This window comes from Burkholderia sp. D-99 (genome assembly GCF_011605345.1).
Taxonomy (GTDB): Bacteria; Pseudomonadota; Gammaproteobacteria; order Burkholderiales; family Burkholderiaceae; genus Burkholderia.
Genome location: NZ_JAAOXM010000021.1, coordinates 16,818 through 29,146, shown reverse-complemented (window position 1 = coordinate 29,146; position 12,329 = coordinate 16,818). Strand labels below are relative to the sequence as shown.

Below are 12,329 nucleotides of genomic sequence, written 5' to 3'. Positions count from 1 at the left end.
AAACCCGCCATCGCAATTCGGTGAATCTTTCGGACAGGCTGGCGCCAGTCCGCTTCCCCCACCAACTTCGCCCGCGACGGGGCTCCCATAAAGAGGGAAGACCAGGATTATAACAAATAATCCTGGTCACGCAAGCAAAAACTTTGCGATTTCAAGCACTTCGTGGAGAAGTGCCTGTTGCTGCCTACTGCACGGCCCCGCTTAGATCACGCGAGCCGCTTCGACGAGGCGCGACACCGTCCAGGCCTTCGTCTTCGAAACAGGACGAGTTTCCTGGATTTCGACGAGATCGCCTTCGTTGTAGGTGTTCGCTTCATCGTGCGCGTGGTACTTCTTCGAGCGCACGACATACTTGCCGTAGATCGGGTGCTTGACGCGGTGCTCGATCAGCACGGTGACGGTCTTGTCCATCTTGTTGCTGACGACCCGACCGACCAGCGTCCGCTTCAGCGAGGTTTTCACGCTATCGTTCATTTCTGGTTCGCCTTCTGAGTCATGACGGTCCGCACACGTGCGATGTCGCGACGAACCTTCTTCAGCTGGCTCGTGTTCGTGAGCTGCTGGGTCGCGAGTTGCATGCGCAGGCCGAATTGCGCCTTCAGCAGGTCCGCCAGCTCCTTGTTGAGCGCGGCCTGGTCTTTCTGGAGAAGTTCGGAAGCCTTCATGTTTTCTCCTTAGGCGCCGAGCTGGCGCACGATGAATGCCGTCTTGAGCGGCAGCTTGGCTGCAGCCAGACGGAACGCTTCGCGTGCCAGTTCTTCGGTTACGCCGTCCATTTCATAGAGCATCTTGCCCGGCTGAATCTCGGCGACGTAGTACTCCGGGTTACCCTTACCGTTACCCATACGCACTTCGGCCGGCTTCTGCGAAATCGGCTTGTCCGGGAAGATCCGGATCCAGATGCGGCCGCCACGCTTGATGTGACGCGTCATTGCACGACGCGCCGCTTCAATCTGGCGTGCGGTCAAACGACCGCGACCGATAGCCTTCAGGCCGAAGTCACCGAACGACACTGCGTTGCCGCGCGTCGCCTTGCCGGTGTTACGACCTTTCTGCTCTTTACGATACTTTCTGCGTTTCGGTTGCAGCATCGTTATTCTCCAGTCTTGCCGTCTTCGGGCTTGCCGGCGCCACGGCGCGGTGCGCCACGGCGAGCACCCGGAGCGCCGCCTTCGCCATCACGGCGCGGACGACGGTCGCCCGGACGCGCATTGCGACGCGGACGCTTGTCTTCGGCTACTTCTTCCACCACCGGTGCGTCGTTGCGGCCGAGCGTATCGCCCTTGTAGACCCACACCTTGACGCCGATGATCCCGTAAGTCGTCTTCGCTTCCGAAGTCGCGTAGTCGATGTCGGCACGCAGCGTGTGAAGGGGCACGCGACCTTCGCGATACCACTCCGTACGAGCGATTTCGATACCGTTCAGACGGCCCGCGCTCATGATCTTGATGCCTTGAGCACCCAGACGCATCGCGTTCTGCATCGCACGCTTCATCGCGCGACGGAACATGATCCGGCGCTCGAGCTGTTGCGTGATCGAGTCAGCGATCAGCTGAGCATCGGTTTCCGGCTTGCGGATTTCTTCGATGTTGACGTGAACCGGAACGCCCATGCGGCGTTGCAGTTCCGTCTTCAGCTGCTCGATATCCTCGCCCTTCTTGCCGATGACCACGCCCGGACGCGAGCTGTAAATCGTGATGCGCGCGTTCTTCGCCGGACGCTCGATGACGACCCGACCGACCGAAGCGTTCTTCAGCTTCTTCTTCAGGTATTCACGAACACCGATGTCTTCCTGCAGCATCGCCGCGAAATTGTTGTTGTTCGCGTACCAACGCGAAGCCCAATTACGGCTGACAGCCAGGCGGAAGCCAGTCGGATGAATTTTCTGTCCCATCGTATGGCTCCTTAATTCCCGACCGTCACAGTGATGTGACAGGATTGCTTCTCGATGCGGTTACCGCGGCCCTTGGCGCGCGCGGTGAAACGCTTGAGCGATGCAGCCTTGTCGACGTAGATGCTCTTGATCTTGAGCTCGTCGATATCGGCGCCTTCGTTGTGCTCCGCATTCGCGATTGCCGACAGCACAACCTTCTTCACGATGCCAGCCGCTTTCTTCGGCGAGAACGTCAGAACGTTCAGCGCCTTGTCGACCGGCAAACCGCGGATCTGGTCAGCCACAAGGCGCGTTTTTTGCGCCGAGATGCGGGCACCGCGATGAATTGCTTTCACTTCCATCTTGATTGCCCCTTATTTCTTGGCCTTCTTGTCGGCTGCGTGACCCTTGAACGTACGGGTCAGTGCGAACTCGCCAAGCTTGTGGCCGACCATGTTTTCCGAGATGTACACCGGAACGTGTTGACGGCCGTTGTGAACAGCGATCGTCAGGCCGATGAAATCCGGCAGAATCGTCGAGCGACGCGACCAGGTCTTGATCGGCTTTTTGTCGCGCGAAGCTGCAGCCGCCTCAACTTTCTTCAGCAAATGGGCGTCGCAGAACGGACCTTTTTTAACAGAACGTGCCATTGCCTACTCCTTAACGCTTGTGACGGCGCTGGACGATCATCGTCGTCGTGCGCTTGTTGCTACGGGTGCGATAACCCTTAGCCGGAGTACCCCACGGGCTAACCGGATCGCGACCTGCAGCCGTCTTGCCCTCACCACCACCGTGCGGGTGATCAACCGGGTTCATCGCAACGCCACGCACCGTCGGGCGGATACCGCGCCAGCGGTTCGCGCCAGCCTTGCCGATCTGGCGCAGGCTATGCTCTTCGTTGCCGACTTCACCGATCGTTGCACGGCACTCGATGTGCACGCGGCGGATTTCGCCCGAACGCAGACGAACCTGCGCGTAGACGCCTTCACGTGCGAGCAGCATGGCCGACGTACCAGCCGAACGCGCCATTTGCGCGCCCTTGCCCGGCAGCATCTCGATGCAGTGGATCGTCGTACCGACCGGAATGTTGCGGATCGGCAGCGTGTTGCCTGCACGGATCGGCGCTTCCGAACCCGACATCAGCTGTTGGCCGACCGTCAGGCCCTTCGGGGCGATGATGTAGCGACGCTCGCCGTCTGCGTAGAGCACCAGCGCGATGTTCGCGCTACGGTTCGGGTCGTACTCGAGACGCTCGACCTTTGCCGGGATGCCATCCTTCGTGCGACGGAAATCGACGATACGGTAGTGTTGCTTGTGACCACCACCCTTGTGACGCGTGGTGATACGACCGTTGTTGTTACGGCCGGCGGTCGAGCTCTGCGAGTCGAGCAGTGCCGCGAACGGCTTGCCCTGGTGCAGGTTCTTGTTGACCACCTTGACCATCGCGCGGCGACCCGGCGATGTCGGCTTAACTTTAACGATTGCCATGATTACTTGGCCTCCGCTTCAAAGTTGATTTCCTGGCCGGGCTTCAGGCAAACGTACGCCTTCTTCACGTCCTTGCGGCGGCCCATCGAACGGCCAAAGCGCTTCTGCTTGCCCTTCTGAACCAGCACGTTGACGGAATCAACTTCAACCTTGAACAGCAGCTCGACAGCCGCCTTCACTTCCTGCTTCGTGGCATCCGGTGCGACTTCGAACACGACTTGCTCGTTCTTGTCGGCAACCAGCGTCGCCTTTTCCGAGATCACCGGTGCGAGCAGGACCTGCATCAAACGATGATCGTTCTTGCGAATCTCGCTCATGACAGCAACTCCTCGATCTGGGCGACCGCAGCCTTCGTGACCAGCACTTTCTTGAAGTAGATCAGCGACAGCGGGTCAGCGTAGCGCGGCTCGACAATTGCCACGTGCGGCAGGTTGCGCGATGCCAGGTACAGGTTTTCGTCAACCGTGTCGGTGATGATCAGCACGGAGTCGAGACCCATGGTCTTGAATTTTTCGGCCAGCAGCTTGGTCTTCGGCGCTCCGAGGATGATGTCCTCGACAACCGACAGACGGCCTTCACGGGCCAGCTGCGAGAAGATCGAGCAGAGGCCTGCGCGATGCATCTTCTTGTTGACCTTGTGCGAGAAGTTTTCTTCCGGCGAATTCGGGAAGATACGACCACCGCCACGCCACAGCGGGCTGGACGACATACCGGCACGAGCACGGCCCGTACCCTTCTGGCGCCACGGCTTCTTGGTCGTGTGCTTGACTTGCTCACGGTCCTTCTGTGCGCGGTTACCTTGGCGAGCATTCGCCTGGTAAGCGACGACGACCTGGTGGATCAGCGCTTCGTTGTAGTCACGACCGAACACGACGTCCGATGCGTTGACCACTGCACCTTCCTGACCATTTTCGTTCAGGAGCTTGAGTTCCATTATTTCGCCCCCTTGGTCTTGACGGCCGGCGTCACGAAGACCTTGCCGCCCTTCGCGCCCGGAATCGCACCCTTCACGAGCAGCAGCTTGCGCTCTGCGTCGATACGAGCGATTTCGAGGTTCTGCACCGTCACCGTCACATCACCCATGTGACCCGTCATGCGTTTACCCGGGAAAACACGACCCGGATCCTGCGCCATACCGATCGAGCCCGGCACGTTGTGCGAGCGCGAGTTACCGTGCGTGGCACGGCCGGAGGAGAAGTTGTAACGCTTGATCGTACCGGCGTAGCCCTTACCGATCGACACGCCTTGCACGTCGACCTTCTGGCCCACTTCGAAAAGATCTGCACCGACCACGGCGCCATTCGACAGCTCAGCTGCCTTGGCCGCGTCAATGCGGAATTCCTTGAGGATTTCACCGGCTTCGACACCGGCTTTGGCGAGATGACCTGCCAGCGGCTTCGTCACGCGCGATGCGCGGCGGGAGCCGAATGCAACCTGCACGGCCGTGTAGCCGTCGGTTTCAACAGTCTTGATCTGCGTCACGCGGTTGTCCGACACGTCCAGCACGGTGACGGGAATCGAATCCCCTTCCGCCGTGAAGATACGGGTCATGCCAACCTTGCGACCTACGAGTCCAAGGCTCATCATTTTCTCCATTCCCGACTGCGATTGGTCGGGGCTGATTTACAAAATGCCGGGCACGCAAGGCCCAACTTTTTTACGCGAATACGCGAAAAGCCAAGCAGTATAGCCCGACCTCGCGATTTCCGCAAGCAATACAAAGACTTAGCACCGACCGGCAAGCCGATTGGCGTCGAAAGCCTTACTGCAGCTTGATTTCCACGTCGACGCCAGCCGGCAGGTCGAGCTTCATCAGCGCGTCAACCGTCTTGTCGGTCGGATCGACGATGTCCATCAGGCGCTGGTGGGTGCGGATTTCGAGCTGATCGCGCGACGTCTTGTTGACGTGCGGCGAACGCAGGATGTCAAAACGCTGAATGCGCGTCGGCAGCGGCACCGGGCCACGGACGATTGCGCCAGTCCGCTTCGCGGTATCGACGATCTCGGCAGCCGATTGATCGATCAGACGATAGTCGAAAGCCTTCAGGCGAATGCGGATTTTCTGTTGCTGCATGACGATTCCTTGAAAAGAGCGAGGCGATCTTGCATCGCCGGACACCAAAAGAACGTGAAACATGACGCCTGCGGGGAGCGAGACATCAGGTTCCGAACGGTACTTCCACTGCTAAGCCCGCGATTCTACACGAAATTCTGGAGCGATGGTGCGAGTTTGTCGTTCCACGCGATGCACCAGAAAAACAAAACCGGGTGCCAGCGCAAGCTGGACACCCGGTTTCGACGGTACGACTTGCATACCGCGGAATCGCGGACCCCGTCGGGATCCGCGGATCGTCGATATTACTCGATGATCTTGGCGACGACGCCGGCGCCGACCGTACGGCCGCCTTCGCGGATTGCGAAGCGCAGACCTTCTTCCATCGCGATCGGAGCAATCAGCTTCACCGTGATCGACACGTTGTCGCCCGGCATCACCATTTCCTTGTCCTTCGGCAGCTCGATCGAGCCCGTCACGTCCGTCGTACGGAAGTAGAACTGCGGACGGTAGTTGTTGAAGAACGGCGTGTGACGGCCGCCTTCGTCCTTGCTCAGCACGTACACTTCAGCCGTGAAGTGCGTGTGCGGCGTGATCGAACCCGGCTTCGCCAGAACCTGGCCACGCTCCACGTCTTCACGCTTCGTGCCGCGCAGCAGGATACCAACGTTGTCGCCTGCCTGACCTTGGTCCAGCAGCTTGCGGAACATTTCAACGCCCGTGCAGGTCGTCTTCACCGTCGGCTTGATACCGACGATTTCGATTTCTTCGCCAACCTTCACGATGCCGCGCTCGACACGACCCGTCACAACCGTACCACGGCCCGAGATCGAGAACACGTCTTCCACCGGCATCAGGAACGCGCCGTCAACTGCACGCTCCGGCGTCGGGATGTACGTGTCCAGCGCGTCGGCCAGGCTCATGATCGCCACTTCGCCCAGCTCGCCCGTGTCGCCTTCCAGCGCCAGCTTCGCCGAACCCTTCACGATCGGCGTGTCGTCGCCCGGGAAGTCGTACTTCGACAGGAGTTCGCGAACTTCCATCTCGACCAGCTCGAGCAGTTCAGCGTCGTCCACCATGTCGCACTTGTTCAGGAACACGATGATGTACGGAACGCCAACCTGACGTGCCAGCAGGATGTGCTCACGCGTTTGCGGCATCGGGCCGTCTGCTGCCGAGCAAACCAGGATCGCGCCGTCCATCTGCGCTGCGCCCGTGATCATGTTCTTCACATAGTCAGCGTGGCCCGGGCAGTCGACGTGTGCGTAGTGGCGGTTAGCCGTTTCGTACTCGACGTGTGCCGTGTTGATCGTGATGCCGCGTGCCTTTTCTTCCGGTGCCGCGTCGATCTGGTCGTATGCCTTCGCTTCGCCGCCGAACTTCTTCGTCAGAACCGTCGTGATCGCTGCCGTCAGCGTCGTCTTGCCGTGGTCAACGTGACCAATCGTACCAACGTTCACGTGCGGCTTGGTCCGCTCGAATTTACCTTTTGCCATGATTCTCTTCTTTCAAAAATAATCGATTGTGATAGCGAATTACTTCGACTTCGCGCTGATGATCGCTTCTGCAACGTTCTTCGGAGCTTCAGCGTAGTGCTTGAACTCCATCGTGTACGTTGCGCGACCCTGCGTGAGCGACCGCAGCGACGTGGAATAGCCGAACATTTCCGACAGCGGCACTTCGGCGCGCACGATCTTGCCGCCGCCCACCATGTCGTCCATGCCCTGGATAATGCCGCGACGACCCGACAGGTCGCCCATCACGTTACCCATGAAGTCTTCCGGCGTTTCCACTTCCACGGCCATCATCGGCTCGAGCAGAACCGGATCCGCGCGGCGCATTGCTTCCTTGAACGCCATCGAACCAGCCATGCGGAACGCATTTTCGTTCGAGTCGACGTCGTGGTACGAACCGAACGTCAGCGTGACCTTCACGTCGACGACCGGGAAGCCTGCCAGCACGCCGCTCTTCAGCGTTTCCTGGATACCCTTGTCAACCGACGGAATGTATTCACGCGGAATCACGCCGCCCTTGATCGCGTCGATGAACTCGTAGCCCTTGCCCAGTTCGCTGCGCTCGAGCGTGATGACCGCATGGCCGTACTGACCGCGACCGCCCGACTGCTTGACGAACTTGCCTTCGACGTCCGCGGCCGACTTGCGGATGGTTTCGCGGTAAGCAACCTGCGGCTTGCCGACGGTCGCTTCCACGCCGAATTCACGCTTCATCCGGTCAACCAGAATTTCGAGGTGGAGCTCGCCCATACCCGAAATGATCGTTTGACCCGATTCTTCGTCGGTCTGCACGCGGAACGACGGATCTTCCTGAGCCAGACGGTTCAGCGCCAGGCCCATCTTTTCCTGGTCAGCCTTCGTCTTCGGCTCGACGGCCTGCGAAATCACCGGCTCCGGGAAGATCATGCGTTCGAGCACGATCGGATGTGCCGGATCGCACAGCGTGTCGCCCGTGGTCGCTTCCTTCAGGCCCACCGCTGCAGCGATGTCACCTGCGCGCACTTCCTTGATTTCTTCGCGCTGGTTCGCGTGCATCTGCAGAATACGGCCGAGACGTTCCTTCTTGCCCTTGGTCGCATTGAGCAGCGTGTCGCCCGAATTGACGACGCCCGAGTAGACGCGGAAGAAGATCAGCTGGCCGACGAACGGGTCGGTCATGATCTTGAACGCGAGCGACGAGAACTTCTCGTCGTCGGAAGCACGACGCTCCGTCTTCTCGCCGTTTTCGAGTTCGCCCGTAACCGGCGGAATGTCGACCGGCGACGGCAGGAAGTCGATCACGGCGTCGAGCATACGCTGAACGCCCTTGTTCTTGAACGCGGTACCGCACAGCATCGGCTGGATTTCGCACGCGATCGTACGGTCACGCAGACCCTTCACGATCTCGTCTTCCGACAGCGAACCTGCTTCCAGGTACTTGTTCATCAAGTCTTCGCTCGACTCGGCGGCAGCTTCGACCATCTTTTCACGCCACTCGTTGCACGTGTCGGCGAGTTCCGCCGGGATGTCGACGTAGTCGAACTTCGTGCCTTGCGACGCTTCGTCCCAAATGATCGCCTTCATCTTGATCAGATCGACGACGCCCTTGAAGCCTTCTTCCGCACCGATCGGCACCACGACCGGAACCGGGTTCGCCTTCAGGCGCAGACGGAGCTGGTCGTAGACCTTGAAGAAGTTCGCGCCGGTACGGTCCATCTTGTTGACGAACGCGAGACGGGGCACCTTGTACTTGTTAGCCTGGCGCCACACCGTTTCCGACTGCGGCTGCACGCCGCCCACTGCGCAGTACACCATGCACGCGCCGTCGAGCACGCGCATCGAACGCTCCACTTCGATCGTGAAGTCGACGTGGCCCGGGGTGTCGATGATGTTGATGCGGTGTTCCGGATAGTTGCCGCCCATGCCCTTCCAGAAGGCCGTGGTAGCAGCGGACGTGATCGTGATGCCACGCTCCTGTTCCTGCTCCATCCAGTCCATCGTGGCTGCGCCGTCGTGGACTTCACCGATCTTGTGGTTCACACCGGTGTAAAACAGAATGCGCTCGGTCGTCGTCGTTTTGCCGGCGTCGATGTGAGCGCTAATACCGATATTGCGGTAGCGCTCGATAGGAGTCTTGCGAGCCACTTTGATCCTCTACTGGGATGACGTGATGCAGCCCTGCTGCATCACGCTTCAACACAAACGGGCGAGGCGCCTGAAAAGCGCACCCGCCCGGAATTTATTTCCGCTAACAGCCCAGCCAGGCGCTTAGAAACGGAAATGCGAGAACGCGCGGTTGGCTTCTGCCATGCGGTGAACTTCGTCGCGCTTCTTCATCGCGCCGCCACGGCCTTCGGCCGCTTCGGAGAGTTCACCTGCCAGGCGCAGGGCCATCGACTTCTCGCTACGCTTCTTCGCAGCCTCACGCAGCCAGCGCATCGCCAATGCCATACGACGCGACGGGCGCACTTCGACCGGAACTTGATAGTTGGCACCACCAACGCGACGGCTCTTCACTTCGACCACCGGCTTCACGTTGTTGAGCGCAACCGTGAACACTTCCAGCGGGTCCTTGCCACCCTTGGTCTGGATTTGTTCGAATGCGCCATAAACGATGCGCTCTGCGACCGACTTCTTGCCGGACAGCATCAGCATGTTCATGAACTTGGCAACATCAACGTTACCGAACTTCGGATCCGGCAACACTTCCCGCTTGGGGACTTCGCGACGACGCGGCATGATTCTTCCTTTACTTGTTCAGTTGGAGCTGGTTCCAGCTCCGCGGCCACCAACAAACCCGATCACATCTTCACGACTAACCAGCTTGGCCGGGTGACCACTTACTCGACAGCACCGGCAATCCGGCACTCCCGCCTTGACCGCCCTGCGGCGATCCCTGATCAAAAACTGCTTACTTGGCAGCCTTTGTACGCTTCGCGCCGTACTTCGAGCGCGCTTGCTTACGGTCCTTGACGCCCTGGGTATCCAGCGAGCCGCGAACCATGTGGTAACGCACACCCGGCAAGTCCTTCACACGGCCGCCGCGGATCAGCACAACCGAGTGTTCCTGCAGGTTGTGGCCTTCACCGCCGATGTACGAAATCACTTCAAAGCCGTTCGTCAGACGAACCTTGGCGACCTTACGGAGTGCCGAGTTCGGCTTCTTCGGCGTCGTCGTGTACACACGGGTGCACACGCCGCGACGCTGGGGGCAGTCCTGCAGGGCCGGGCTCTTGCTCTTCGTCGTTTCCGACTGACGGCCTTTGCGAACCAGTTGGTTGATGGTTGGCATTGTTTATTCCTGAAATTGAACAAAATCTGCGCATCGATTTCGGGCAAAGCGAAAATCGGCGCACAGTTGACTTCCGAACCGGTGAATCGGGTGCGAGCTTTCGAACGCAACACGGCCCACCGAATACCGGAACCCAGCATCATATTCCGGAAATACCAACTAAGTCAACGGCTTGCGTGATTCGCCGGCCGGACACGTGGTTTACCGGAAGGGTCGGAACGCCTGTGTCAGGCCGACTCGACGACGTCGATGATCTCGTCGCCGAAGCGCTCCAGCTTGCGCACACCCATGCCGGGGATATGGCGGAGGTCGTCGATCGTCTCCGGCGCGTTGCGTGCGATCTCGGCGAGCGTCGCGTCGTGGAAGATCACGTAGGCCGGCACGCCGTCCGTCTTCGCCGTTTCCGCGCGCCATGCGCGCAGCGCATCCCACCGTGCGCGCTCACGCGTGCCCATGCCGGCCGTCGGATCGACGCGCGTACCGCTGCGGCTCGACGACTGGCGCGTGCGCTGCGGCTTCACGTAACGGCGCAGCGTGACCTTCTCCTCGTTCTTCAGCACGGGCTTCGCGGCCTCGGTCAGCACGAGCGCGCCGAAGCCGCCATGATCGACGGCCAGGTAGCCGTACGCGACGAGCTGCCGGAATATCGCGCGCCACTCGGGTTCCGACAGCGACGCGCCGATCCCGAACGTCGTCAGCTGGTCGTGCCCCCGCTGCAACACCTTCTCGGTGCGCCCGCCGCGCAGGATTTCGATCAGGTGGCTCGAGCCGAAATTGAAGCCGCTTGCCCGCTGCGCACGGAACACGCAAGACAGCGCCATCTGCGCCTCACGCGTCGCGTCCCACGAGGCGGGCGGCTCAAGGCACGTATCGCAGTTGCCGCACGGCTTGCTCTCCTCGCCGAAGTAGTTCAGCAGCCGCACGCGGCGGCACGAGATCGTCTCGCACAGCCCGAGCAACGCGTCGAGCTTCGACGTCTGGACGCGCTTGTGTGCGTCGTCCGCATCGGACTCGTCGATCATCTTGCGCTGCTGGACGACGTCGCCGAGACCGTACGCCATCCACGCATTCGCGGGCATCCCGTCGCGGCCCGCTCGGCCCGTTTCCTGGTAGTAACCTTCGACGCTCTTCGGCAGATCCAGGTGCGCGACGAAGCGCACGTCCGGCTTGTCGATGCCCATGCCGAACGCGATCGTCGCGCACATCACGATGCCCTCCTCGCGCTGGAACATTTCCTGGTGCTTCTGCCGCACCTCGAACTCCATCCCCGCGTGATACGGCAGTGCACGCACACCCTGCGCCTTCAGCCATTCGGCCGTTTCCTCGACCTTGCGACGCGACAGGCAATAGACGACCCCCGCATCCGTCGTACCGTCGGCATTCGTGTGTTCGGCGCGGATGAAATCGAGCAGCTGCGATCGCGCGTTGTCCTTTTCGACGATCCGGTAGCGGATGTTCGGGCGGTCGAAGCTCGACACGAACACGCGCGCGTCGTCGAGCGCGAGACGGTGGATGATCTCGTCGCGCGTGATCGCGTCGGCCGTGGCGGTCAACGCGATGCGCGGCACCGACGGGAATCGCTCGTGCAGCACCGACAGCTGGATGTATTCCGGGCGGAAATCGTGCCCCCATTGCGACACGCAGTGCGCTTCGTCGATCGCGAACAGGCCGATCTTCGCGCGCTCGAGCAGGTCGAGGAAGCGCCCGGTCATCAGCCGTTCGGGCGCGACGTACAGCAGGTCGATTTCGCCTTCGCGCAGCGCACGCTCGGTCGCGGCGGCCTCGGCGCCCGACAGTGTCGAATTCAGGTACGCCGCGCGCACGCCCACTTCTCGCAGTGCGGCGACCTGGTCCTGCATCAGCGCGATCAGCGGCGACACGACGATACCGGCACCCTGTCCGGCCTCGCGACGCAGCAGCGCGGGAATCTGGTAGCACAGCGACTTGCCGCCGCCGGTCGGCATCAGCACGAGACAATCGCCGCCGCCGGCGACGTGCTCGACGATTTCGCCCTGCTGGCCGCGAAAGGCGGGATAACCAAATACTTCGTCGAGGATTTCGAGGGCGCGGGACATGAAAGAGGACAGGGACGGCTAAACGATGACCGCGATTTTAACAACCCGCTCGCGC

The 12,329-nt window shown here is 60.7% G+C and carries 16 protein-coding genes; all 16 read right to left on the bottom strand.

All coding sequences use genetic code 11. The features are described from left to right. Positions 1-201 precede the first annotated feature (201 nt). Complete coding sequence (gene rpsQ / locus HAV18_RS38435; protein ID WP_006477189.1) at positions 202-474, bottom strand: 30S ribosomal protein S17; 273 nt, start codon at positions 472-474, stop codon at positions 202-204. Next, positions 471-665, bottom strand: a complete 195-nt coding sequence (rpmC, locus tag HAV18_RS38430; RefSeq protein WP_006400652.1) for a 50S ribosomal protein L29 — start codon at positions 663-665, stop codon at positions 471-473. The genes rpsQ and rpmC overlap by 4 nt, the downstream gene beginning before the upstream one ends. Positions 666-674: 9 nt before the next feature. After that, positions 675-1,091, bottom strand: coding sequence for a 50S ribosomal protein L16 (rplP, locus tag HAV18_RS38425; RefSeq protein ID WP_006752927.1), 417 nt, complete (start codon positions 1,089-1,091; stop codon positions 675-677). Between the two features lie 2 nt (positions 1,092-1,093). Then, the gene (gene rpsC / locus HAV18_RS38420; protein WP_006482899.1) at positions 1,094-1,894 is read right to left on the bottom strand and encodes a 30S ribosomal protein S3; all 801 of its coding nucleotides are present in this window, start codon (positions 1,892-1,894) and stop codon (positions 1,094-1,096) included. Positions 1,895-1,905: 11 nt separating this feature from the next. Beyond that, on the bottom strand, positions 1,906-2,235 hold the full coding sequence (gene rplV, locus HAV18_RS38415; protein ID WP_004199272.1) for a 50S ribosomal protein L22: 330 nt from the start codon (positions 2,233-2,235) through the stop codon (positions 1,906-1,908). Between the two features lie 12 nt (positions 2,236-2,247). Continuing rightward, positions 2,248-2,523, bottom strand: coding sequence for a 30S ribosomal protein S19 (gene rpsS / locus HAV18_RS38410; protein WP_004199273.1), 276 nt, complete (start codon positions 2,521-2,523; stop codon positions 2,248-2,250). 10 nt (positions 2,524-2,533) lie between these two features. Next, positions 2,534-3,361, bottom strand: a complete 828-nt coding sequence (rplB, locus tag HAV18_RS38405; protein WP_006482900.1) for a 50S ribosomal protein L2 — start codon at positions 3,359-3,361, stop codon at positions 2,534-2,536. Between the two features lie 2 nt (positions 3,362-3,363). Further along, positions 3,364-3,678, bottom strand: a complete 315-nt coding sequence (rplW, locus tag HAV18_RS38400) for a 50S ribosomal protein L23 (RefSeq protein ID WP_004199275.1) — start codon at positions 3,676-3,678, stop codon at positions 3,364-3,366. Then, complete coding sequence (gene rplD / locus HAV18_RS38395) at positions 3,675-4,295, bottom strand: 50S ribosomal protein L4 (protein WP_166966041.1); 621 nt, start codon at positions 4,293-4,295, stop codon at positions 3,675-3,677. Before rplD ends, rplW begins: the two co-directional genes overlap by 4 nt. Beyond that, positions 4,295-4,945, bottom strand: a complete 651-nt coding sequence (gene rplC / locus HAV18_RS38390; RefSeq protein ID WP_006482922.1) for a 50S ribosomal protein L3 — start codon at positions 4,943-4,945, stop codon at positions 4,295-4,297. Before rplC ends, rplD begins: the two co-directional genes overlap by 1 nt. Positions 4,946-5,123: 178 nt before the next feature. Continuing rightward, positions 5,124-5,435 (bottom strand): 30S ribosomal protein S10, encoded by a 312-nt coding sequence (gene rpsJ / locus HAV18_RS38385; protein ID WP_004199280.1) that lies wholly within the window; start codon positions 5,433-5,435, stop codon positions 5,124-5,126. Between the two features lie 284 nt (positions 5,436-5,719). Beyond that, positions 5,720-6,910 carry an elongation factor Tu gene (gene tuf, locus HAV18_RS38380; RefSeq protein ID WP_011350666.1) on the bottom strand — a complete coding sequence of 397 codons (1,191 nt, stop codon included), beginning with the start codon at positions 6,908-6,910 and terminating at the stop codon, positions 5,720-5,722. 39 nt (positions 6,911-6,949) lie between these two features. Next, a complete protein-coding gene (gene fusA / locus HAV18_RS38375; RefSeq protein WP_166966039.1) occupies positions 6,950-9,052 on the bottom strand; it encodes an elongation factor G in 2,103 nt (700 codons plus the stop codon). Between the two features lie 123 nt (positions 9,053-9,175). Further along, entirely contained in the window at positions 9,176-9,646 is a 471-nt protein-coding gene (gene rpsG / locus HAV18_RS38370) for a 30S ribosomal protein S7 (RefSeq protein WP_006477195.1), read from the bottom strand. Positions 9,647-9,818: 172 nt separating this feature from the next. After that, positions 9,819-10,199, bottom strand: coding sequence for a 30S ribosomal protein S12 (rpsL, locus tag HAV18_RS38365; protein WP_166966037.1), 381 nt, complete (start codon positions 10,197-10,199; stop codon positions 9,819-9,821). Between the two features lie 227 nt (positions 10,200-10,426). Next, entirely contained in the window at positions 10,427-12,274 is a 1,848-nt protein-coding gene (gene recQ, locus HAV18_RS38360) for a DNA helicase RecQ (protein WP_166966035.1), read from the bottom strand. Between the last annotated feature and the right edge of the window lie 55 nt (positions 12,275-12,329).

Bases quoted from the DNA above. Each gene is read 5' to 3' on its own strand.
- rpsQ (WP_006477189.1), bottom strand. From the start codon at position 474: ATGAACGATAGCGTGAAAACCTCGCTGAAGCGGACGCTGGTCGGTCGG.
- rpmC (WP_006400652.1), bottom strand. From the start codon at position 665: ATGAAGGCTTCCGAACTTCTCCAGAAAGACCAGGCCGCGCTCAACAAG.
- rplP (WP_006752927.1), bottom strand. From the start codon at position 1,091: ATGCTGCAACCGAAACGCAGAAAGTATCGTAAAGAGCAGAAAGGTCGT.
- rpsC (WP_006482899.1), bottom strand. From the start codon at position 1,894: ATGGGACAGAAAATTCATCCGACTGGCTTCCGCCTGGCTGTCAGCCGT.
- rplV (WP_004199272.1), bottom strand. From the start codon at position 2,235: ATGGAAGTGAAAGCAATTCATCGCGGTGCCCGCATCTCGGCGCAAAAA.
- rpsS (WP_004199273.1), bottom strand. From the start codon at position 2,523: ATGGCACGTTCTGTTAAAAAAGGTCCGTTCTGCGACGCCCATTTGCTG.
- rplB (WP_006482900.1), bottom strand. From the start codon at position 3,361: ATGGCAATCGTTAAAGTTAAGCCGACATCGCCGGGTCGCCGCGCGATG.
- rplW (WP_004199275.1), bottom strand. From the start codon at position 3,678: ATGAGCGAGATTCGCAAGAACGATCATCGTTTGATGCAGGTCCTGCTC.
- rplD (WP_166966041.1), bottom strand. From the start codon at position 4,295: ATGGAACTCAAGCTCCTGAACGAAAATGGTCAGGAAGGTGCAGTGGTC.
- rplC (WP_006482922.1), bottom strand. From the start codon at position 4,945: ATGAGCCTTGGACTCGTAGGTCGCAAGGTTGGCATGACCCGTATCTTC.
- rpsJ (WP_004199280.1), bottom strand. From the start codon at position 5,435: ATGCAGCAACAGAAAATCCGCATTCGCCTGAAGGCTTTCGACTATCGT.
- tuf (WP_011350666.1), bottom strand. From the start codon at position 6,910: ATGGCAAAAGGTAAATTCGAGCGGACCAAGCCGCACGTGAACGTTGGT.
- rpsG (WP_006477195.1), bottom strand. From the start codon at position 9,646: ATGCCGCGTCGTCGCGAAGTCCCCAAGCGGGAAGTGTTGCCGGATCCG.
- rpsL (WP_166966037.1), bottom strand. From the start codon at position 10,199: ATGCCAACCATCAACCAACTGGTTCGCAAAGGCCGTCAGTCGGAAACG.
- recQ (WP_166966035.1), bottom strand. From the start codon at position 12,274: ATGTCCCGCGCCCTCGAAATCCTCGACGAAGTATTTGGTTATCCCGCC.